General features: G+C 69.3%; 16 protein-coding genes. 10 read left to right on the top strand and 6 right to left on the bottom strand.

The window, feature by feature from the left end; all coding sequences use genetic code 11:
* Positions 1-270: 270 nt before the first annotated feature.
* The 8 genes from AC3WSN_RS01155 to AC3WSN_RS01120 all read left to right on the top strand — a co-directional run bounded on the left by AC3WSN_RS01155 (position 271) and on the right by AC3WSN_RS01120 (position 9,268).
* Entirely contained in the window at positions 271-375 is a 105-nt protein-coding gene (locus tag AC3WSN_RS01155) for a K(+)-transporting ATPase subunit F (RefSeq protein WP_492535777.1), read from the top strand.
* 23 nt (positions 376-398) lie between these two features.
* On the top strand, positions 399-2,114 hold the full coding sequence (kdpA, locus tag AC3WSN_RS01150; RefSeq protein ID WP_492535775.1) for a potassium-transporting ATPase subunit KdpA: 1,716 nt from the start codon (positions 399-401) through the stop codon (positions 2,112-2,114).
* 1 nt (position 2,115) lies between these two features.
* On the top strand, positions 2,116-2,307 hold the full coding sequence (locus AC3WSN_RS01145; protein ID WP_192707015.1) for a hypothetical protein: 192 nt from the start codon (positions 2,116-2,118) through the stop codon (positions 2,305-2,307).
* A gap of 56 nt (positions 2,308-2,363) precedes the next feature.
* On the top strand, positions 2,364-4,454 hold the full coding sequence (gene kdpB / locus AC3WSN_RS01140) for a potassium-transporting ATPase subunit KdpB (RefSeq protein ID WP_492535773.1): 2,091 nt from the start codon (positions 2,364-2,366) through the stop codon (positions 4,452-4,454).
* A 22-nt stretch (positions 4,455-4,476) separates the two neighbouring features.
* Positions 4,477-5,082, top strand: coding sequence for a K(+)-transporting ATPase subunit C (locus AC3WSN_RS01135; protein ID WP_492535772.1), 606 nt, complete (start codon positions 4,477-4,479; stop codon positions 5,080-5,082).
* Positions 5,083-5,342: 260 nt separating this feature from the next.
* A complete protein-coding gene (locus AC3WSN_RS01130; protein WP_492535770.1) occupies positions 5,343-8,060 on the top strand; it encodes an ATP-binding protein in 2,718 nt (905 codons plus the stop codon).
* Complete coding sequence (locus AC3WSN_RS01125) at positions 8,057-8,776, top strand: response regulator transcription factor (protein WP_492535768.1); 720 nt, start codon at positions 8,057-8,059, stop codon at positions 8,774-8,776. The genes AC3WSN_RS01130 and AC3WSN_RS01125 overlap by 4 nt, the downstream gene beginning before the upstream one ends.
* Positions 8,777-8,821: 45 nt before the next feature.
* Positions 8,822-9,268 carry a PTS sugar transporter subunit IIA gene (locus tag AC3WSN_RS01120; RefSeq protein WP_492535766.1) on the top strand — a complete coding sequence of 149 codons (447 nt, stop codon included), beginning with the start codon at positions 8,822-8,824 and terminating at the stop codon, positions 9,266-9,268.
* Here the strand turns inward: AC3WSN_RS01120 and guaD are convergent.
* The 4 genes from guaD to AC3WSN_RS01100 are packed head-to-tail and all read right to left on the bottom strand — an operon-like array spanning position 9,244 to position 15,519.
* The gene (gene guaD / locus AC3WSN_RS01115; protein WP_492535764.1) at positions 9,244-10,614 is read right to left on the bottom strand and encodes a guanine deaminase; all 1,371 of its coding nucleotides are present in this window, start codon (positions 10,612-10,614) and stop codon (positions 9,244-9,246) included. The two genes, AC3WSN_RS01120 and guaD, sit on opposite strands and share 25 nt — an antisense overlap.
* The gene (locus AC3WSN_RS01110) at positions 10,614-11,960 is read right to left on the bottom strand and encodes an NCS2 family permease (protein WP_492535762.1); all 1,347 of its coding nucleotides are present in this window, start codon (positions 11,958-11,960) and stop codon (positions 10,614-10,616) included. The genes guaD and AC3WSN_RS01110 overlap by 1 nt, the downstream gene beginning before the upstream one ends.
* Positions 11,951-14,695, bottom strand: a complete 2,745-nt coding sequence (locus AC3WSN_RS01105; protein WP_492535760.1) for a molybdopterin-dependent oxidoreductase — start codon at positions 14,693-14,695, stop codon at positions 11,951-11,953. The genes AC3WSN_RS01110 and AC3WSN_RS01105 overlap by 10 nt, the downstream gene beginning before the upstream one ends.
* The gene (locus AC3WSN_RS01100; RefSeq protein WP_192707007.1) at positions 14,686-15,519 is read right to left on the bottom strand and encodes an FAD binding domain-containing protein; all 834 of its coding nucleotides are present in this window, start codon (positions 15,517-15,519) and stop codon (positions 14,686-14,688) included. The genes AC3WSN_RS01105 and AC3WSN_RS01100 overlap by 10 nt, the downstream gene beginning before the upstream one ends.
* 170 nt (positions 15,520-15,689) lie before the next feature.
* Between AC3WSN_RS01100 and pucL the strand changes: the two genes are divergently transcribed.
* A complete protein-coding gene (gene pucL, locus AC3WSN_RS01095; protein WP_492535758.1) occupies positions 15,690-16,532 on the top strand; it encodes a factor-independent urate hydroxylase in 843 nt (280 codons plus the stop codon).
* Positions 16,533-17,061: 529 nt separating this feature from the next.
* The gene (locus AC3WSN_RS01090; protein ID WP_192707005.1) at positions 17,062-18,546 is read left to right on the top strand and encodes a methyl-accepting chemotaxis protein; all 1,485 of its coding nucleotides are present in this window, start codon (positions 17,062-17,064) and stop codon (positions 18,544-18,546) included.
* Positions 18,547-18,578: 32 nt separating this feature from the next.
* On the opposite strand, the gene AC3WSN_RS01085 is transcribed toward AC3WSN_RS01090, so the two are convergent.
* The gene (locus AC3WSN_RS01085; RefSeq protein ID WP_192707004.1) at positions 18,579-19,298 is read right to left on the bottom strand and encodes an HWE histidine kinase domain-containing protein; all 720 of its coding nucleotides are present in this window, start codon (positions 19,296-19,298) and stop codon (positions 18,579-18,581) included.
* 153 nt (positions 19,299-19,451) lie between these two features.
* Positions 19,452-20,510 (bottom strand): SDR family oxidoreductase, encoded by a 1,059-nt coding sequence (locus AC3WSN_RS01080; RefSeq protein ID WP_492535755.1) that lies wholly within the window; start codon positions 20,508-20,510, stop codon positions 19,452-19,454.
* Positions 20,511-20,934 lie beyond the last annotated feature (424 nt).

The raw sequence follows: 20,934 nt of genomic DNA, 5'->3' as shown, positions 1-20,934 counted from the left end.
TCACGTGCGCCGACGACGTGCTTCGCGCGGCCGGTAGGGACGGTCGGCACGGCCCAATCCTAATGCGACCCTTATAAGATCCGCCCTGTCCACGCCTCGAACCCTAACGCGGTTCGGGGCCACATTCCGGGTTGGCCGGAACCGGTCGCGGAGCCTCCGCGGTCGGTCCGCCGAACCGGACCCGACCACCATGCTCGACATCGTCTTCCTCGCGGGGGGACTCGCCTTCTTCGCCGCCGCGGCCGGCTACGCCGCGGCCTGCGAGCGGCTGTGAGCGAGGCCGCCATGAGCCTCGACCTGACCCTCGGCGCCTGCGTCACCGCCGGCCTCCTCGTCTACCTCACCTACGCCCTCGTCCGCCCCGAGCGGTTCTGAGCGGCTGCGCACGGACCCTCCCCATGAACCTCAACGGCTGGATCCAGATCGCGCTCTACTGCGCGGTCGTTCTGGCGCTCGTGAAGCCCCTTGGGTCGTACATGACCCGCGTCTTCACCGGAGAGCGCACCCTCCTCTCGCCCGTGCTCGCACCGATCGAGCGCGGGCTCTACCGGGTGTCGGGCATCGATGACCGCCAGGAGCAGCACTGGCTGGCCTATACGGGCGCGGTCATCCTGTTCCACGTGCTGGGCTTCGCGGTGCTCTACGCGATCCTGCGGCTGCAGGCGGTCCTGCCGCTCAACCCGGCCGATCAGGCCGCGGTGGCGCCGGATCTCGCGTTCAACACGTCGACCAGCTTCATCACCAACACCAACTGGCAATCCTATGGCGGCGAGACCACGCTGTCGGACCTGACCCAGATGCTGGGCCTGACGCACCAGAACTTCCTGTCGGCGGCGACCGGCATTGCGGTTGCGGTGGCGCTGATCCGGGGCTTCGCCCGAGCCTCTACCGGAACGATCGGTTCGTTCTGGGTCGATGTCACCCGCGCGACCCTCTACGTGCTGCTGCCGATCTGCATCCCCTACACGCTGTTCCTGGTCTGGCAGGGGATTCCGCAGACGCTCGGCGCCTACGCCGACGCCACCACCCTGGAGGGCGCCAAGCAGACCATCGCGCTCGGACCAGTGGCGAGCCAGGTGGCGATCAAGATGCTCGGGACCAATGGCGGCGGATTCTTCAACGCCAACGCCGCGCACCCGTTCGAGAACCCGACCGCCCTGTCGAACTTCGTCCAGATGGTCTCGATCTTCGTGATCGGCGCCGCGCTCACCAACGTCTTCGGCCGCATGGTCGGCGACGAGCGCCAGGGCTGGGCGATCCTCGGCGCCATGGGGATCCTGTTCCTCGCGGGCGTCGCCGTCACCTACTGGGCCGAGGCCAACGGCAGCGCGGTGCTCAACAGCTTCGGGCTGACCGGCGGCAACATGGAGGGCAAGGAGACCCGCTTCGGCATCGCGGCCTCGGCGCTGTTCGCGGTGATCACCACCGCGGCCTCCTGCGGCGCCGTGAACGCCATGCACGATTCGTTCACGGCACTCGGCGGGCTGATCCCGCTGCTCAACATGCAGCTCGGCGAGATCATCATCGGCGGTGTCGGCGCCGGCCTCTACGGCATGCTGATCTTCGTGATCGTGGCGATCTTCGTGGCGGGCCTGATGGTCGGCCGCACCCCCGAATACCTCGGCAAGAAGATCGAGGCGAAGGAGGTGAAGATGGCCATGCTCGGCATCCTCTGCCTGCCGCTGATGATGCTGGGCTTCACGGCGCTCGCGACCGTGCTGCCGGCGGGCCTCGCCGGCCCGGCCAATGCCGGCCCGCACGGCTTCACCGAGATCCTCTACGCCTACACCTCGGCGGCGGCCAACAACGGCTCGGCCTTCGGCGGGCTGACGGCCAACACCCTGTTCTACAACAGCACGCTCGCCATCGGCATGCTGGTGGGGCGGTTCTTCGTGAAGATCCCGGTGCTCGCCATCGCGGGCTCGCTCGCCGCGAAGAAGAGGGTTCCGGCCTCGGCGGGCACGTTCCCGACCCATGGCGGCCTGTTCGTCGGGCTCCTCGTCGGCGTGATCCTGATCATCGGCGGCCTGACCTTCTTCCCGTCCCTGGCGCTGGGCCCCGTGGTCGAGCACCTCGCGGGCGCGGCCGGCCAGACCTTCGCGACGGGGGGCTGAGATGCCGCGCGCCCTCCCCTCCCGGCGCCTGCCGCGCCATCACCTCGTGCTGCACCGGCAACCGCGGCGAAGCGACCGCGCCCAGGCGGTGCGGACCTCCGATCTCGTGCTGGCGCTCCTCGGCGTCGTCCTGCTCGGAGGCTTCGCCCTCCTGGCCGCCTACGCGCTGACGGCCGGCAGGCTGGCCCTCTGATCCCGACAGCGCCCGGCGCGCCGCGCCGGGCACCTAACCCCTTCCGGACATCTCCCATGTCGCGTCAGACATCATCCCTGTTCAGCGCCGCCCTGATCGGGCCGGCCCTCATCGGCTCCGTCCGCAAGCTCGACCCCCGCGCCATGATCCGAAACCCGGTCATGTTTGTGGTCGAGGTCGTGGCCCTCCTCACCACCGTGCTGTTTGTCCGCGACCTGATCACCGGCGGCAGCGACCTCGCCTTCTCCGGCCAGATCATTCTCTGGCTGTGGTTCACCCTGATCTTCGCCAATCTCGCCGAGGCGCTCGCGGAAGGGCGCGGCAAGGCCCAGGCCGACAGTTTGCGGCGGACCCGCACCGAGATGACGGCCAAGCGCCTCACCGGTCAGGGCCTCGCCTACGAGACGGTGCCGGGTACGACCCTGAAGGTCGGCGACGTGGTGCTGGTCGAGGCCGGTGACCTGATCCCCTCCGACGGCGAGGTGATCGAGGGCGTGGCCTCCGTCAACGAGGCCGCCATCACCGGCGAATCCGCCCCGGTAATCCGCGAATCCGGCGGCGACCGCTCGGCGGTGACCGGCGGCACGCAGGTCCTCTCCGACCAGATCAAGGTCCGCATCACGGCGGCAGCGGGCTCGACCTTCGTCGACCGCATGATCGCCCTGGTCGAGGGCGCCGCGCGCCAGAAGACGCCGAACGAGATCGCCCTCAACATCCTGCTGGCCGGGCTCACCATCGTATTCGTCTTCGCGGTGGCCTCGATCCCGAGCTTCGCGAGCTACGCGGGCGGCGCGATCCCGGTGATCGTCCTCGTGGCCCTGTTCGTCACCCTGATCCCGACGACCATCGGCGCGCTGCTCTCGGCGATCGGGATCGCCGGCATGGACCGGCTCGTCCGCTTCAACGTGCTCGCCATGTCGGGGCGCGCCGTCGAGGCGGCGGGCGACGTCGACACCCTGCTCCTCGACAAGACCGGCACGATCACGCTGGGCAACCGGCAGGCCACGGAGTTCCGCCCGGTCTCCGGCGTTTCGGAGCGGGATCTCGCCGATGCGGCGCAGCTCGCCTCCCTGGCCGACGAGACGCCGGAGGGCCGCTCGATCGTGGTGCTCGCCAAGGAGACGTACGGGCTCCGGGCCCGCGACATGGCCGCGCTGAACGCCACCTTCGTACCGTTCACCGCCCAGTCGCGCATGTCCGGCGTCGATCTGGACGGCTCGTCCATCCGCAAGGGTGCCGTGGATTCGGTCATCGCGTCCGTGTCGGCGCAGCCCATGGCCGCCCACGGCTCCAACGCTGCCCTGGCGTTCCGTCCGGAAGCCGAGAGCGGATTCGTGGCCGAGATCCGGTCCATCGCGGAGGCGATCGCCAAGGCCGGCGGCACGCCGCTCGCGGTCGCCCGCGACGGGCGGCTGCTCGGCGTGATCTACCTCAAGGACATCGTGAAGGGCGGAATCCGCGAGCGCTTCTCGGAGCTGCGCCAGATGGGCATCCGCACCGTGATGATCACGGGCGACAACCCGATGACCGCGGCGGCGATCGCCGCCGAGGCCGGCGTCGACGACTTCCTCGCCCAAGCCACCCCGGAGGACAAGCTGGCCCTGATCCGCAAGGAGCAGGCGCAGGGCAAGCTCGTCGCCATGTGCGGTGACGGCACCAACGACGCTCCGGCGCTGGCCCAAGCCGACGTCGGTGTGGCGATGAACACCGGCACGGTGGCGGCCCGCGAGGCCGGCAACATGGTCGATCTCGACAGCGACCCGACCAAGCTCATCGAGATCGTCGGCATCGGCAAGCAGCTGCTGATGACCCGCGGCGCGCTCACGACCTTCTCGATCGCCAACGACGTGGCCAAGTATTTCGCCATCATCCCGGCGATGTTCCTAGGGCTGTACCCGCAGCTCCAGGCGCTCAACGTGATGCATCTCGCCTCGCCGCAGAGCGCGATCCTGTCGGCGATCATCTTCAACGCGCTGATCATCGTGGCGCTGATCCCGCTGGCCCTGCGCGGCGTCACCTACCGGGCCGTCGGCGCGGCCGCGCTGCTGCGCCGGAACCTGCTGATCTACGGGCTCGGCGGCGTCCTCGTGCCCTTCGTCGGCATCAAGGCGATCGACCTCGCCGTCAGCGCCCTCCACCTCGCCTGATCCGGTTCCACGGAGATCCGCCATGCTCAGACAGCTTCGCCCCGCCCTGGTCCTGCTCACCGCGCTGACGGTGATCACCGGCCTCGCCTACCCCCTCGCCATGACCGGCCTCGCGGGAGTGATCTTCCCCGCCAAGGCCACCGGAAGCCTGATCGAGCGCGACGGCACGGTCATCGGCTCAAGTCTGATCGGCCAGAACTTCACCGGCGCCGGCTACTTCCACGGCCGGCCCTCGGCCACGACGGCGCCGGACCCCGCCGACGCCGCGAAGACGGTGCCGGCGCCCTACAACGCGGCGAACTCCTCCGGCTCGAATCTCGGCCCGACCAGCGCGGCCTTGGCCGAGCGGGTGAAGGGCGACGTCGAGGCGCTCAGGGCCGAGAACACGAATGCCCCGGTGCCGGTCGATCTCGTGACGACCAGCGGGTCCGGCCTCGACCCGGACATCTCGCCCGAAGCCGCCTACTTTCAGGTTCCCCGGATCGCCAAGGCCCGAAACATCCCGGAGGAGCGCGTGCGCGATCTCGTGACGTCGCGCATCGAGGGCCGCACGCTCGGCATCCTGGGTGAGCAGCGCGTCAACGTCCTGGCGCTGAACCTGGCGGTCGACGGGCTCGCCGCCCGCTGAGGCGAACGCGATATCAGCTCGGGACACACCGTCCGGTCGGATCGATGCCGATTGGCGTCACGGACAGGGCGCGTGAGGCCCGATCCCTTGGGTGGACATCGAATTGGCGTGTCGAAAATCCCGCTTCGTCTTTGAGAGCGGAGCGAAGCAATCCAGTCGCGCCATGTCCACCGGCGTCCCGATGCCCTGGGTTGCTTCGCTCCGCTCGCAATGACGCGACGATCCCGCGATATCCGCGGTGTTTTGCTAAGATGGCGATCATGCCCGAGACCGGTCGCGACCCTGCCCGCCCCTCGCCCGATGCCCTGCTCGAAGCGGTGCGCCGGGAGGAGCGGACGCGCGGCCGGCTCAAGGTCTTCCTTGGCGCCGCCCCCGGCGTCGGCAAGACCTACGAGATGCTGACCATCGGCCGGGCCCGGATGAAGGCCGGGCTCGACGTTCTGGTCGGCGTGGTCGAGACGCACGGCCGCGCCGAGACCGAGGCCCTGCTCGACGGGTTCGAGACGATCCCCCGCCGCGCCGTGCCGTATCACGGCACCGTCCTGGAGGAGATGGACCTCGACGCGCTGCTCGCCCGCCGGCCGGCTCTCGCGCTGGTCGACGAACTCGCCCACACCAACGCGCCGGGCTCGCGCCACCCGAAGCGCTTCCAGGACGTCGAGGAACTGCTCGACGCCGGCATCGACGTCCTGACGACGCTCAACATCCAGCATGTCGAGAGCCTCAACGACGTGGTCGCGTCGATCACCCGCATCCGGGTACGCGAGACGGTGCCGGACGGTGTCCTCGACCGGGCCGACGACATCGAGGTGGTCGACCTCAACCCCGACGACCTGATCCAGCGCCTGAGGGACGGCAAGGTCTACGTCCCGACCCACGCCGAGCGCGCCCTGAAGCATTACTTCTCTCGCGGCAACCTGACGGCGTTGCGCGAGCTGGCGCTCCGGCGCACCGCCGACCGCGTCGACGACGAGCTCCTCAGCCATATGCGGGCCAACGCCATCGCGGGCCCCTGGGCGGCGGGCGAGCGCGTGCTGGTCTGCGTGAACGAGGATCCTCGCTCCTCCGGCCTCGTGCGCTACGCAAAGCGCCTGGCCGACCGCCTGCACGCACCCTGGACGGCGCTCTCGATCGAGGGCGCGCGGGCGGCCGCCCTGACCGAGGCGGAGCGCGACCGGATCGCCGAGGCCCTGCGGCTCGCCGACCGGCTCGGCGGCGACGCCGTCACACTGCCGGGCGGACGCCGGATCGCCGACGACGTGCTCGACTATGCCCGCTCCGCCAACGTCAATCACATCGTCGTCGGCAAGGCGAACCGGTCGTGGCTGTTCGAGCTCGTGAACGGCTCGGTGGTGCACGATCTCGTGCGGCGCAGCGGCAATATCAGCGTGCACGTGGTCCCCGGCGAGGCCGTGCCGGACGAAACGCAGCCGCGCCGCGCCGTGGCTTTGGCCGCTCCGCGGTCCAGTTTCGAGGCGCGGCCCTATGTCATCGCCCTGGCGGCGGTCGCCGCGGGACTCGGCGCGGCGATCCTCGCCCAGCCCTATGCGGGCGTCGAGAATGCCGATCTCTTCCTGCTGACCGCTGTCGTCGCGGTCGCGGTGCGCTGGGGGCTCGGGCCGGCCCTCGCCGCCGTGGTGGCGGGCTCGCTTGCCTACAACTTCTTCTTCCTGCCGCCGGTCTACACGCTGACCATCGCCGACCCGACCAACGTCGCCGCCTTCCTGCTGTTCACGCTGGTGGCGGTGCTGGTCTCGAACCTCGCCGCCCGCGCCCGCCGGGTGGCGGTGGTCAGCCAGGGCCGCGCGCGGGCCACCGAGCGGCTGTTCGGCTTCTCGCGCAAGCTCGCCGCCTGCGGAACCCTCGACGACGTGCTCTGGGCCACCTGCGCCCAGGTCGCCGCGATGCTGAAGGTGCGTGTCGTTCTGCTCCTGCCCGATGGTCAGGCCGTCACCGTCCGGGCCGGCTACCCGCCGGAGGACATGCTCGACGAGGCCGACCTCGCGGCCGCGCATTGGGCTTTCGCCAACGACCGGCCCGCGGGCCGCGGCGCCGACACGCTGCCCGGCGCCAAGCGGCTGTTCCTGCCGATGCGGACCGGGCGCGGCACGATCGGGGTGATCGGCCTCGATTCCGACGGCACCGGGCCGATCCTGTCGCCGGAGGGCCGCCGCCTCCTCGACGCCCTGGCCGACATGGGCGCGCTCGCCATCGAGCGGGTCCGGCTCGTGGAAGATCTCGACCGGGCCGAGCGCGCCGCGGAGACGGACCGTCTGCGCCAGGCGCTGCTGACCTCGATCAGCCACGACCTGCGCACGCCCCTCGCCTCGGTTCTGGGCGCGGCGAGCACGCTGCGCGACCTCGAGGCGGCGCTGCCCGCGGACGCGAAGGCGGAGCTGCTGGCGACGATCATCGAGGAGTCGGAGCGGCTCAACCGCTTCATCGCGAACCTCCTCGACATGACCCGATTGGAGGCCGGCGCGGTGGCGCCGAACCTCTCCGCGCAGGACGTGGCCGAGACCGTCGACACCGCCCTGCGCCGGACGCAGAAGATCCTCGCCGACCACCGCGTCGCCGTGGCGGTGGATCCCGACCTGCCGGCGCTGGCGCTCGACCCGGTCCTGTTCGAGCAGGTTTTGGTCAATCTCCTCGACAACGCCGCGAAATACGCGCCCGGAGGCTCGACCGTGACGGTCCGGGCGCGGCGGGAGGACGACCGGGTCCGGATCGCCGTGCTGGACGAGGGCGAAGGCCTGCCCGAGGCGGAAGTCGAGCGGGTGTTCGACAAGTTCTACCGCGTCCGGAAGGGCGACCGGGTCCGGGCCGGAACCGGGCTGGGGCTCGCCATCTCCCGCGGCTTCGTCGAGGCGATGGGCGGGACCGTCACGGCCGCGAACCGGCGCGATCGAAGCGGCGCCTGCTTCACCATCGCTCTGCCGGTCCCCGCCCGCAGCGCGCTCAGGGACATCGCCGCATGAGTCCGAAGGTTCTGGTCGTCGACGACGAGCCACCGATCCGCAAGCTCCTGCGCATGGGCCTCGCCACACAGGGCTACGCCGTCCTGGAAGCGGCCGATGGCCGGACCGCCCTGGCGCTGCTCGGCCGCGAGGGCGTCGATCTCGTGATCCTCGACCTCGGCCTGCCCGACATGCGCGGTCACGACCTGCTGCGGACGGTCCGGGCGAGTCATCCCGACCTGCCCGTCGTCGTGCTGTCGAGTCGCGACGACGAGGGCGGGAAGGTCGAGGCGCTGGATCTCGGTGCCAACGACTACGTGACCAAGCCGTTCGGCATGGCGGAGCTTCTGGCGCGCCTGCGTGCCGCCATGCGGCACCAGCTCGCCGCCCGGGGGGAGCGACCGATCTTCCGCGTCGACAACCTCTCGGTCGATCTGATCCGGCGCATCGTCAAGATCGACGAAGCCGAGGTGAAGCTGACGCCCCGGGAATACGACTTCCTGCGCGTCCTGGTGCTGCATGCCGGCAAGGTGCTGACGCACGCCCAGCTCATGCGCTCGGTCTCGTCCTCATCGGACCCTCAATACCTGCGCGTGTACGTGCGCCAGCTCCGCCAGAAGCTGGAGGCGGATCCCGAGCGTCCCCGAATCTTGCTGACCGAGACCGGCGTCGGCTACCGCCTGCGCGCGCCCGACGACGAGCCGGCGCCGCGCGCCGACGGCGTGGCCGCGCCCTGACACCGAGGATCGGATGAAGCTTCTGAGCACCGGCTGCCCCGCGCGATGACGGTCGACGAACTCCTCGCGCCGTCCGACGTACTCGTCGGCCTGCGCGCCGCCACCAAGAACGCGTTGCTCGAAGACCTGGCCCGGCGCGCCGCGACGGCCCTCGGCATCGGCCTGGACGCGATCCTTCCGGCGCTCGCCCGGCGTGAGAATCTGGGCTCGACCGGGATCGGCGACGGCATCGCGCTGCCGCATGCCCGGCTCGAGGCCGTGTCCCGGCCGTACGGGATCCTCGCCCGCCTGCGCGAGCCGATCGATTTCGAGGCGGTCGACGACAACCGGGTCGATCTTGTCTTCCTGCTGCTCCTGCCCGTGCCCGACCGGCACGAGCCGCTCAACGCCCTCGCCTGCGTGGCGCGGCGTCTGCGCGATCCCGAGACCGCGGCGGCGCTGCGCGGCGCCAGGGACGCGGCGGCCCTCTACGCGGCGGTGACCGGCGGGTAGCGCAGCGGATCGCCGGTGCGCCGGTTGTCGTAGACGCATTCGCCGGCCACCCAGGTCGCCCGCACGGTGCGGTGGTCGCCGAGGATCATCAGGACGAAGAGCAGCTCCTCGATGTCCCGGCAGGTCCCGGTGCGGAAGCCGAGGAGCGGGGTCGCGCCGAGGTCCAGGACGCAGAGGTCGGCCTCGTAGCCCGGGGCGATGCGGCCGATCCGGTCGTCGAGGCGCAGGGCCTCCGCCCCGCCCAAGGTGGCGAGCCAGAAGGCCCGCAGCGCGTCGAGCTTGGTCCCCTGCAGGGCGGCGACCTTGTAGGCGTCGCCCAGCGTCTTCAGCAGCGACAGGGTCGTGCCGGCTCCGACATCCGTGCCGAGGCCGACCCGCACCGGCCGCCGCGGATCCTGCGCGTCGAACAGGCGGAACAGGCCGCTGCCGAGGAAGCCGTTCGAGGTCGGGCAATGGGCGAGCGCCGCCCCCGCCTGGTGACAGGTGCAAAGATCGTCCTCGCTCACATGGATCGCGTGGCCGAAGACCGAGCGTGGCCCGACCAGTCCCGCTCGGGCGTAGACGTCGAGGTAGCTCGCCCGATCGGGGAACAGGTCCATCACCCAGGCGACCTCGTCGGTGGTCTCGCACAGGTGGGTCTGCAGGAAGAGCCCATCATGCTCGGCGAGCAGCGCGCCGGCGGCGTCGAGCTGCGCCTGCGTGCAGGAGGGGGCGAACCGCGGCGTCACGGCGTAGAGCTGGCGGCCGCGCCCGTGCCAGCGCGCGATCAGGGCCCGGCTCTCGTCGTAGCTGCGCTGGGCCGTGTCGAGCAGGGCCGCGGGGGCGTTGCGGTCCATCAGCACCTTGCCGGCGACCATCCGGGTGTTGAAGCGCTCGGATTCCGCGAAGAACGCCTCCACCGAGCCGGGGTGGACCGTGCAGTAGACCGCCGCCGTGGTGGTGCCGGCGCTTAGGATCTCGCGGAAGAACAGCATGGCGACCCGCTCGGCATGGGCCTGATCGGCGAATTCCAGCTCGGCCGGGAAGGTGTACTTGTCGAGCCAGGCCAGCAGCTGCTCGCCGTATGACGCGATCATCTGAAGCTGCGGATAGTGGACGTGCGTGTCGATCAGGCCCGGCAGGATCAGGGCGTTCGCATATTCCGTCACCGGCACGCCCTCGGGCACGCGGCCGATCGTGTCGGCGTAGGGGCCGAACGCCGCGATCCGGCCGTCCTCGATCAGGATCAGCGCGTCCTCGACGTGATGCAGGCAGCCCTCGGCCCGGAACGGGTTTCCGGTGAGGCTCGCGGCGCGTCCCCGCAAAGCCGCGGACCGGGCTGGTCCGGCGGAGGCGGCACCGGCCATCAATGGGCCCCGCCGGTCTCGACGAACTTGAACAGGAACACGGCCGCGATCACCCAGACGATCGGCTTCACGTCCCGGGCGCGACCGGCGAGGAGCTTGAGCGCTGCGTAGGTGATGAAGCCGCACGAGACGCCGGTGGCGATCGAGTAGGTGAAGGGCATCAGCAGCGCGGTCACGCAGGCCGGCACGACCTCGGTGAGATCGTCCCAGTCGAGCTCCACCAGCTCGCGCAGCATCAGGCAGGCCACGTAGAACAGGGCCGGCGCCGTGGCGTAGGGCGGGACAGCGGCGGCCAGCGGGGCGAAGAACAGGCAGGCCAGGAACAGCACCGCCACCGTCGCGGCGGTCAGGCCGGTGCGGCCGCCCTCCTCCACCCCTGAGGCGCTCTCCAGGTAGGCGGTGGTGCTCGACGTGCCGAGCAGCGAGCCCGCGAAGACCGCGGCGGAATCGGCCATCAGCGCCCGGTCGAGGCGGCGCATCCGGCCCGCGGTCAGCAGCCCGGCGCGGCCCGCCACGCCCATCAGGGTGCCGGTGGCGTCGAACAGCTCGACGAGGAACAGCACCAGGATCACGTTGAGCAGCCCTGCCGAAAGGGCACCCGTGATGTCCAGGGCGAACAGCGTCGGGGCGAGTGAGGGCGGCAGCGAGACGATGCCCTGGAAGGTGTTGCCCGCGAAGACGAAGCTCAGCACCGTCACGGTGAGGATGCTGGAGAGCAGCGCCGCCCGCACCTTCCGGGCGGACAGTACGGCGACCATCAGGAAGCCGATGACCGCCAGAATGGCCTCGGGCTTGTGCAGGTCGCCCAGGGTGACGAAAGTCGCCGGGCTCGCCGCGACGAGGCCGGCGTTCTTGAGCGCGATGATCGCCAGGAACAGGCCGATCCCCACCGTGATGGCGATGCGCATCGACGGCGGGATCCCGTCGACGATGAGCGCTCGCAGGCCGGTGAGCGTGACGACCAGGAAGCACAGGCCGGAGATGAACACCGCCCCCAGTGCCGCCTGCCACGAGAAGCCCAGGCCCTGGACCACGACGTAGGTGAAGTAGGCGTTGAGCCCCATCCCCGGCGCGAGGGCGATCGGATAATTGGCGTACAGCGCCATGATCATCGAGCCGAGCGCCGCCACCAGGCAGGTGGCCACGAAGACCGCGCCTCGGGGCATGCCGGCATCCGCCAGGATGCTCGGATTGATGAAGACGATGTAGGCCATCGTCAGGAAGGTGGTCAGGCCGGCGAGCAGCTCGGTGCGCACGCTTGTGCCGTGCTCGGCGAGCCGGAAGGTGCGCTCGAGGAATCCGGAAGCGCCTACGGCCGGCGGGGCCACGTCGCGCTTCAGGTCCATTCCTGATCCCCGCTCCGTCCGGCCGCCACGGCCCAGTAGATCCTGTCGGCCGCGAAGGGCGTGGCGGTGAGCCGGATGCCGGTCGCGTCGCGGATGGCGTTGCCGAGCGCCGCTGCGACGGGATTGAAGGGCGATTCACTCATCGACTTGGCACCGAACGGGCCGACGCTGTCATGGGTTTCGGCGAACAGCACCTCGGTGTCCGGCACGTCGGCGCAGGCCGGGATGTGGTAGTCGCGGAACGCCTGTGTCACGACCTGCCCCGCCGCATCGATCCGGACATCCTCGTAGAGCGCCGCGCCAATCGCCTGCGCGACGCCGCCCTCGACCTGGCCGCGGCACTGCATCGGATTGATGACGCGGCCGGCATCGGCGGCGTGGACGCTCCTCAGGATCCGGACTTCGCCGCTGACCGGGTGGACGGCGACACGGAAGCCCTGAACGTTGAACGACACCGAGCGCGGTGTGCCGTCCGCGCGGCCCGGCGCGTCGAGCGGGCCGAGGGCCGCGAGCCGGAGCGATCCGTTCGCTGTGACCACGGTCTCGCCGGTGAGGCGGCAGGTCTCCGGGGCCGTACCCAACATGTCCGCGGCCCGCGTCCGGATCCGCGCCGCGAGCGCCTCGGCGGCACGGAGCGTCGCGAGGCCCGCCACCACCGTGCCGGTGCTGCCATAGGCACCGGTATCGTGGCCGACCGCATCGGTGTCCGCGCCGGCGACGCGCACGCGCTCCGGGGCGACGTTCAGAGCCGAGGCCGCGATCTGCCGGTGCACCGTGCTGGTGCCGTTGCCGAATTCGGCCGTGCCGACCCGGACGGTGTAGTGCCCGTCAGCGTCGAGGCTGACCCGCGCGTCGGCGTGATGGCCGCGGGGCGGGATCGTGTCGATCATCGCCATCGCCATGCCGGTCCCGCTGAGCCACCCGGACTCCGGCTCCGGCCCGGGATCGGCCCGCAGGGCGTCCTCGACCAGGGTCAGGCACTGGTCGAGGCCGTAGCTGCCGAACACCACGTCGTGCGGCTCCAGACTGTTCGAGACCATGGCGTCGCCGGTCTTCACGGCATTGATCCGGCGCAGGGCGAACGGATCGATCCCGAGTCCGCGGGCGACCTCGTCCAGCGCGGATTCGAGGGCGAAGATCGTCTGGCTGAGGCCGTAGCCCCGAAAAGCGCCGGATGGCAGCGTATGGGTGTAGACCGCGTAGCCATCGACCCGCTTGTTCGGGCAGGCGTAGGCAGCCAGAACCTCGTTGCAGCCGTGGTGGATCACGCCGCCCGCGTGATTGCCGTAGGCCCCCGTGTCGGACAGTACGTCGAGGCTGATCGCCGTGAGTGTCCCGTCCCGGCGGGCGCCGATCTTCACGGCCACGCGCATTGGGTGGCGGGTCGTGGTCGCGGTGAACTGCTCCTGGCGGGTCAGCTCCCAGCGCACCGGACGGCCGGTCCGCAGGACCGCCAGCGTGACGAGATCCTCGGTGAGCATCTCCTGCTTGCCGCCGAAGCCGCCGCCGACCCGGCCGCAGAGGACGCGCACCGCGTCCCGCTCAAGGCCGAACAGGTCGCAGAGGGCGTCGCGGGTCAGGAACGGGACCTGTGTGCTCGTCCGGAGCGTCAGGCGGCCGTCCTCGGCACGCCAGCCCAGGCAGCCATGCGTCTCAAGGGCCGCGTGCTGCAGGCGCTGCGAATGGAACGTGTCCGCGTAGACGAAATCGGCCGCGGCGAAGGCCGCCTCCACATCGCCGACCTCGCCGTGCACCTCCGCGGCGAGGTTCGGGTGAAGCCCGTGCGGCGCGGCGTCCTCGCCCGGCCGGTCGCGTGGATCGTGGACCCGCGGCGCGTCGGGCGCGAGGGCGCGATCGGGGTCGATGAGCGCCGGGCGGACCTCGTAGGTCACGCGCAGTGCCCGGCAGCCGGCTTCCGCAGCAGCCTCGGTCTCGGCGACCACGGCCGCGACCCGCTGCCCGACGAAACGCAGAATCGAATCGAGGACGCGGGTATCTGCTGCGTCGTCCCGCGGATCCTCGTGGCGGCCGGTGGAGAACCGGCCCGCCGGCGCGTCCGTATGGGTCAGCACCGCGATCACGCCCGGGACGGCGCGCGCCGCCGCGTCGTCGATGGCCACGATGCGGGCATGGGCGTGCGGCGAGCGCAGGACTTTCAGATGCAGCGCATCGGTCGGCGGCCCGTCGAGTGTGAAGCCGGCCCTCCCGGCCACCACGAGCGGCGCGGCCGGCGCGGCCACGTTCCGGCCGACCGGATCGGGGTCGGACCCCGCTGCCACCGCGTGCGCGGCGCCCGCAATGGCGTCGCGGATGGCGCGGTAGCCGGTGCAGCGGCAGAGGTTGCCCTTGAGGGCGGTGCCGAGATCCTGCCTCTGGCCCTGATCCAGGGCCGCAGCCGTCATGATCATGCCCGGGGTGCAGAACCCGCACTGGAAGCCCTGCGCCGCAAGGAAGGCCGCCTGCATCGGATGGAACGATGTCGGCTCGGTCTCCTCCGGACGGCAAGGACCCGCGAGGCCCTCGATCGTCGTTACGCTCCGCTCCTCGGCGCGGAAGGCGGGGATCAGACAGCTATGGACCGGCTCGCCATTGAGATGGACGGTGCAGGCGCCGCAATCGCCCGCGTCGCAGCCCTTCTTCACGCCGAACCAGCCCGCCTCGCGGAGATACGTGCGCAGGCATTGCCCCGGGCGGGGCTCGCGCTCCTGCGCGAGGCCGTTGACGGTCAGCCGCATCGGCCAGCGTCCGCCGCGAGCGCGTCGCGGATCTCGCCGGCGAGGTGCCGGGTGACGTGGCGGCGCCAGTCCGGCCGTCCGTGGACATCGTCATGGTAGAGAGCGTCGGGGATCGCCTGCTCGAGAGCGGTCTCGACCTCCGCGCGCTCGGGCAGTCCGGCGAAGACGAGACGTACCGGGCGCCGGACGGAGGCGGTGACGGTAAGCGCGAAGCCGCCGGCCGGATCCCGTGTCCCGATCAGCAGAGCCCCCGACCGCCCGTTCGGGCTGAGGCTGATCCGCCGGAACGCGGTCCTGCGCATCAGGGCGGCGGCCGGCATCGACAGGCTGCGCAGGATCTCGCCCGGATTCAGGGCATTGCGCTGGGCACCGAGGATGAAGTCCTCGACGGGCACGTGCCGCGCGCCTCCATCCGCGGACCAGATCGCGCAGGTCGCCTCCAGCGCGGTGGCGAGCGCGATCATGGGCCCTGCCGGCAGCGCGAGGCAAAGATTGCCGCCGACAGTGGCGGTGTTCCAGATTTTGAACGAGCCGAGCAGGGCGCGGCAGCATTGCCCCACGAGCGGTGCCGCGATCCAGGCCGGCGGCAGGTCCAGGCGGTCGAGCTGCGCGAAGGTGCAGGTTGCGGCGAGAACCAGACCGTCCGCGTCGATCGCGTGCGGCGGCCACGCGAGGCTCGCGAGGTCAACGAGGCGCCGCGTTTCATCCTGCGGCTCGGAGAACAGCCACGTCCCGCCCGCGAGGCACGCGTCGCCGGCCCGCCACGCGGGCAAGTCGGACCGGCTGCGCGGTCGGAGAACCGTCTCGATGGTGTTGAGGTCCATTCCTCTCTCGTCTGCCGGGCGACCGGAGAGCTTCAGCCTCGCAATATGGCTGCCGCTGCGCCGCCGCGGTCAAGTCATCCCAGACCTATATGCGAGCGCATGGATTTTGGACCCGCGCTCACTCCCGCCCTAAGCTAGACGGCGCCCACCGCCTCCGCCGGAGACTGCCTATGCCCCTGATCGCGTCGCGCTACGGCAAGGAACAGGTCCGGGTGATGCGTCTCACCCGCGACGGTGACCACCATACGCCGCGCGAGCTGACGCTCTCGGTGATGCTGACCGGCCGATTCGATGCCGCCTGGACCGAGGGCGACAACCGCGCCTGCATCGCCACCGACAGCATCAAGAACATCGTCAACGTCACGGCGGCCCGGAATCTTGCCCTCGACAAGGAGGCGTTCGTGGCCGCCGTCGCGCGGGTTCTGCTCGACACCTACCCGCAAATCGAGACGGTCGCGATCGAGGCCGAGGAAACGCGCTGGCTGCGCCACAGCATCGACGGTCAACCGCACGGCCATACCTTCACGCGGGACGGGAACGGCGTCGGCTTCGTCGCGCTCAAGACCGACCGGGCCGGATCGACCCTGCGTTCCGGCCTGCACGGCTACACCTTCATGAAGACCACGCAGTCGGGCTGGGCCGGCTTCGTCGACGACCAGTACCGAACGTTGCCGGACACCACCGACCGCATCGCGGCCACCAGCATGGACGCGACTTGGACGTGGGCGACCGTGCCCGCCGCGTGCGAAACCGCGAATGCACGGATCCTCGCGACGCTGCTGGCCGTCTTCGGTACTACTTACAGTCGCGGCGTGCAGGACAGTATGTACAGGATGGGCGAGGCCGCGCTCGCAGCCGTGCAAGACATCAGCGAGATCACCTTCGTGATGCCGAACAAGCACTACATTCCCATCGACCTGACAGCCTTCAGCCTGGACAATCCCGGTACCGTTTTCCTGCCGACCGACCAACCCTATGGGCGGATCGAGGCGACGGTCAGCCGCGACGGTTGATCACCGATGCGTTACTTCGAGCACACAAATAATTGATCGGCATACAATCCGTCATTCGACTCAATCTATCTCTGCTATCTTTGGTGCACTATCGGAGAGGCAAGCAACACATCGATTGTCAAATTTACTAATTTCATACGCTGGATATGGGCGAAAAACTATAAAGTGGCGACCTATTTTGGGGGGCGGTACTGGTTTCCTCAACCCACACGTAGCGCGTCCGTCCACCACCAACCCGAGGTAGTGGGTGGGACCAACCTAAGATAAGATAATGCAATCGCTGGATGAGTGACGGATTGGTCACGTTGATTTCTGGGCAAGCGGGCGGAATTACTAAAATCAAGATAGTCGAGAGTCGCTTTAACACTTAGGCAAGAAAATCGCCGTAGATCGAACTCAAGAAGAGTTTCAGTAAAGCTGATATCGAACTTGCTAACATAGATAGCTTTTTTCGAGCGGCTTACAATCATGCCGCAACCGTCAAGGTGCGCTTTCGTCGCACCAGCGGGTTGCGCACAGGGAGACCATCATGTTCGAGCGCCTCAAAGGCCGCCGGGATCAGTATGCCAAGCTGGCCGCCTTGAGCCGGTCGCTCGCCACAATCGAATTCGCGCTCGACGGAACCATCCTGGACGCCAACGCGAATTTCCTCGCCGCGATGGGCTACACCCTCGATGAGATCCGCGGCCGTCATCACAGCCTGTTCGTCGAACCCGCGCAGCGCGAGAGCGCGGCCTACCGCGCATTCTGGGAGGGTCTGCGGCGCGGCGAGTTCCAGACCGCCGAGTACAAGCGGATCGCCAAGGGGGGCCGTGAGGTCTGGATCCAGGCCACCTACAATCCCGTGCTCGATGCCGCGGGCAAGCCGGTCAAGATCGTCAAGTTCGCCACCGACATCACCGCGCATAAGCTTCGCTCCCTCGATCTCGAAGGCCAGATCATGGCGCTCCACCGCTCGCAGGCGGTGATCGCCTTCGCGCTCGACGGAACGATCCTGAGCGCCAATCAGAATTTCCTCGATGCCGTGGGCTACCGCCTGGAAGAGATCGTCGGCCGCCATCACAGCCTGTTCGTCGGCGAGGCCGAGCGAGCGGGCGAAGCCTATCGCGCCTTCTGGGCCGCGCTCGCCCGCGGGGAATTCCAATCCGGCGCGTTCAGGCGCACCGGCAAAGGCGGTCGAGAGATCTGGATCCAGGCCACCTACAACCCGATCACCGACGCGGACGGCCGGCCCGTGCGGGTCGTCAAGTTCGCCACCGACATCACCGCGCAGGTCCACGAGCGGCAGCGCCGGGCCGAAGCGCAGCGCGCGATCGGCGACGATCTCGACGCGATCGGTCGCGCCGTCGAGGATGTGACGCGGCAGACAAATCACGCCGCCGAGACGGTCGGGCGTGTCTCGAACGAGATCCGGTCGGTCACCTCGGGTGCCGAGCAGTTGTCCGTCTCCGTCGGGGAGATCAGCCAGCAGGTCAGCCACGCGGCGGAGATCGCCGGACAGGCGGTCGATCAGGCGCAGCACACGGGACGGATCGTAGCGGGGCTGAGCGAGCAGGCGACCCAGATCGGCGATGTGGTCGGCCTGATCTCTGGCATCGCCGCCCAGACCAACCTGCTGGCGCTCAACGCCACAATCGAGGCGGCCCGCGCCGGTGAGGCCGGCCGCGGTTTCGCGGTCGTGGCCAGTGAGGTGAAGACCCTCGCTGAGCAGACGGGCCGGGCGACGGATCAGATCCGCAGCCAGATTGCCTCCACCCAGTCGGCGACCCGCGAGGCCGTGGACGCGATCGGCGTCATCCAGGGCACGATCCGCACGTTGAACGAGGTCTCGTCGACCATTGCGGCGGCCGTGGAGGAGCAATCCGCGGTAACGCGTGAGATGTCCGGCAGCATGCAGACGGCGTCGCACGGCGTATCGACGATCGCATCCGGCATGGACACGATCGCCGAGGCGAGCGTTCGGGTCGACCGGGCGACGCGTCAGGTCCGGGAAGCCTCGCGGGCGATCGGCTGAGAATGCCGCGCGTGGACGGCGCGCCGGCCGTCTCAGCCCGGCTCGCCGTTCTCCTCGAAGTCGGTCTCGTCCACCACGCGTCCGACCCGTGGTGTCAGCGGGAACCGCACGGTGCACCGTAGGCCATCGGCTTCGAAGGCGAGATCGACCTTGGCGCCCAACTCATAGCTCAGCATCTCGGTCAGGACCTGCATCCCGAAGCCCTGCCGTGCCGGCGGCCCGATCCCCGCGCCGCCCGTCTCCTTCCATACGAGCGTCAGCTCCCCGCCGGATGTCGCGCCGACGCCGTCGATGGACCAGCGGACCTCGACCTCACCCTCCGCGAGGCCGAAGGCGCCATGCTCGACGGCGTTGCTGCAGAGTTCGTGGACCGCGAGCGCCACCAGCTGCGCAGCCTTCGGCCTGAGCCGGACCGCCGGCCCGTCGAGCGCCGCCTGCTCGCCCTCGCGGATGAGATGGATCATCAGCTCATCTGACATCAGGGTGTGCAGGTTGACCTCGCCGAAGGTGTCGGCGGTGACCCGGACGCGCGCGATGGCGTCGAGCCGGCCCTCGAGATGGGTCGCGTAATTCTCGACGCTGTCTGCGGTCTCGGCCGACAGGCGCAGGACTGCCCGAAGCATCGCCATCGTGTCGCGCAGGCCGTGGCGGAGCCCGTCCGGTGCACCCGCCTCATCCAACAGGCGGCGCAACCGCGTGTTGTCCGCCTCGAGCCGCACCATGCGCGCCGCGATATCGGATCCCTCTGCCATTCTGGCCTTCTCCGCGCGAAGAGCCACGAGGATGCGTTCGGCTCAAACAATGGGCGCATTGCTCACGCGAGCTTCACGCCTTGATCGGGGCCGGTCAACTGCATCGATTACGGTGCGGCCCGATGACCCGTCCCGTTTTCCGGCGACGGTGCGTCAGCGCGGCAGAACCCGCGCCGCCTGGAGGCGCCCGATTGCCGACAGCAGGGCTGCGGCGCTGTCCACGCTCTCGTCGAAGCCGGCCCGCCTGATCTTGCCCATGTCGGAGACGAGATCGAAGGCGCTGTGAAACACGAAGTCGCCGAAGCCCCAGCCGACGGCGCGCTCGTAGGGCATGGTGCTCAGGTCCTGCTCGGCGACGAGCCGATTCCAGACCGGCGCCTTGTCGGCCATATGGACCGCCAGGCGCATCGGTACCGGCGGTCCGAGGGGCAGATCCAGCGCTGCGGCGAGCTTCTCCCAGAGGCGCCGCCAGCGGAAGGGCTCGTGCACGAAGTTGAAGGCCTGATCGCGTGCGGATTCCGCGGTCGCTGCCCAGAGGCTGGCCCGCGCCAAGGCATGGGCATCCGTGACCTGCGCGAAGACACCCTCGTAGACATGGGCCGGACCGGGAAAGCGGAAGGCCGCGCCTTCCGCCCGGCACAGGGCCGCGTAGGCGCCGATCACCATGGCGATGTTCATGGCGTTGCCGGCCGCGTCGCCGATCACCACGTCCGGGCGCAGGATGGACCAGCTCGAACCGCCACGTGTCGCACGGGCCCGCAGCTCGTCTTCCTGCGTGAAGTAGAAGTTCGGGCCGATATGACGCGGATTGTCGTCCTCGTAGAAGGGCGATGGCACTGGTCCGAGATGGACTCCGTAGACCTTCGCCCCCTGATACAAGACGACGCGCCGCAACGGTGCATTCACGGCCGCTAATCCGTCGAGCAGATTGCGCAGCATCGCCCCGTTGACCCGGTCTTCCTCGGCCAAGTTCGGCTGAGGCGCCAGGGCGGCGTAGAAGAGATGCGTGGTGTCGCCGGCCGCCGCAAGGGCCGTGCGGGTCGCGCCGGCATCGGTGAGATCCGCCGCGATGGCACCAACTGTCGGGTGCGGGTGTCGCGACAGCGCGCGGGCCGTCCAATCGGAGCGGGCGCCGAGTTCTTCCATCAGCGCTTTTCCGATGATGCCGTTGGCGCCCGCGATCAAAGCTGTCCCAGATTTCTCCGTCGTCACTTCACTCTCCTCAATCATGGTACGCGAGCCGCGTGATCGCCCCTGCGCCGGATCGGATTGCTGTCCGAGGAACAGCGCCCCGTGCGATGAACCGGCGGGACCGCAGGCCGTTCGCCGCGACGGTACCTGCCGCTGCTCTGAACCGGCTCGGCGTAAGGCAGACCTGGAAGCTCAGACTGTCCCGTTAGCGGTGACGGATTCCTAACCAAGCACGCTCGAGACGTGAGGCGACAACCTTAAACAATTTAAGTCGATATATAGTTTTGCATTCTCTCCTTAACTTTACAGAAAGCGATTTAATCGCGAACATCTAATACAATAACGTCATTGAGCGGACATATCAATCCTTATTGCTGTAATAATTGAACAATGACTCCTTTGCGAGAGAGACGATTTTGGCTTAATGGCGCAGTTCGGGCGTGCC

Source organism: Methylobacterium sp. FW102-HT35C08, assembly GCF_058790235.1.
This window is presented reverse-complemented; position numbering and strand designations above follow the sequence as displayed.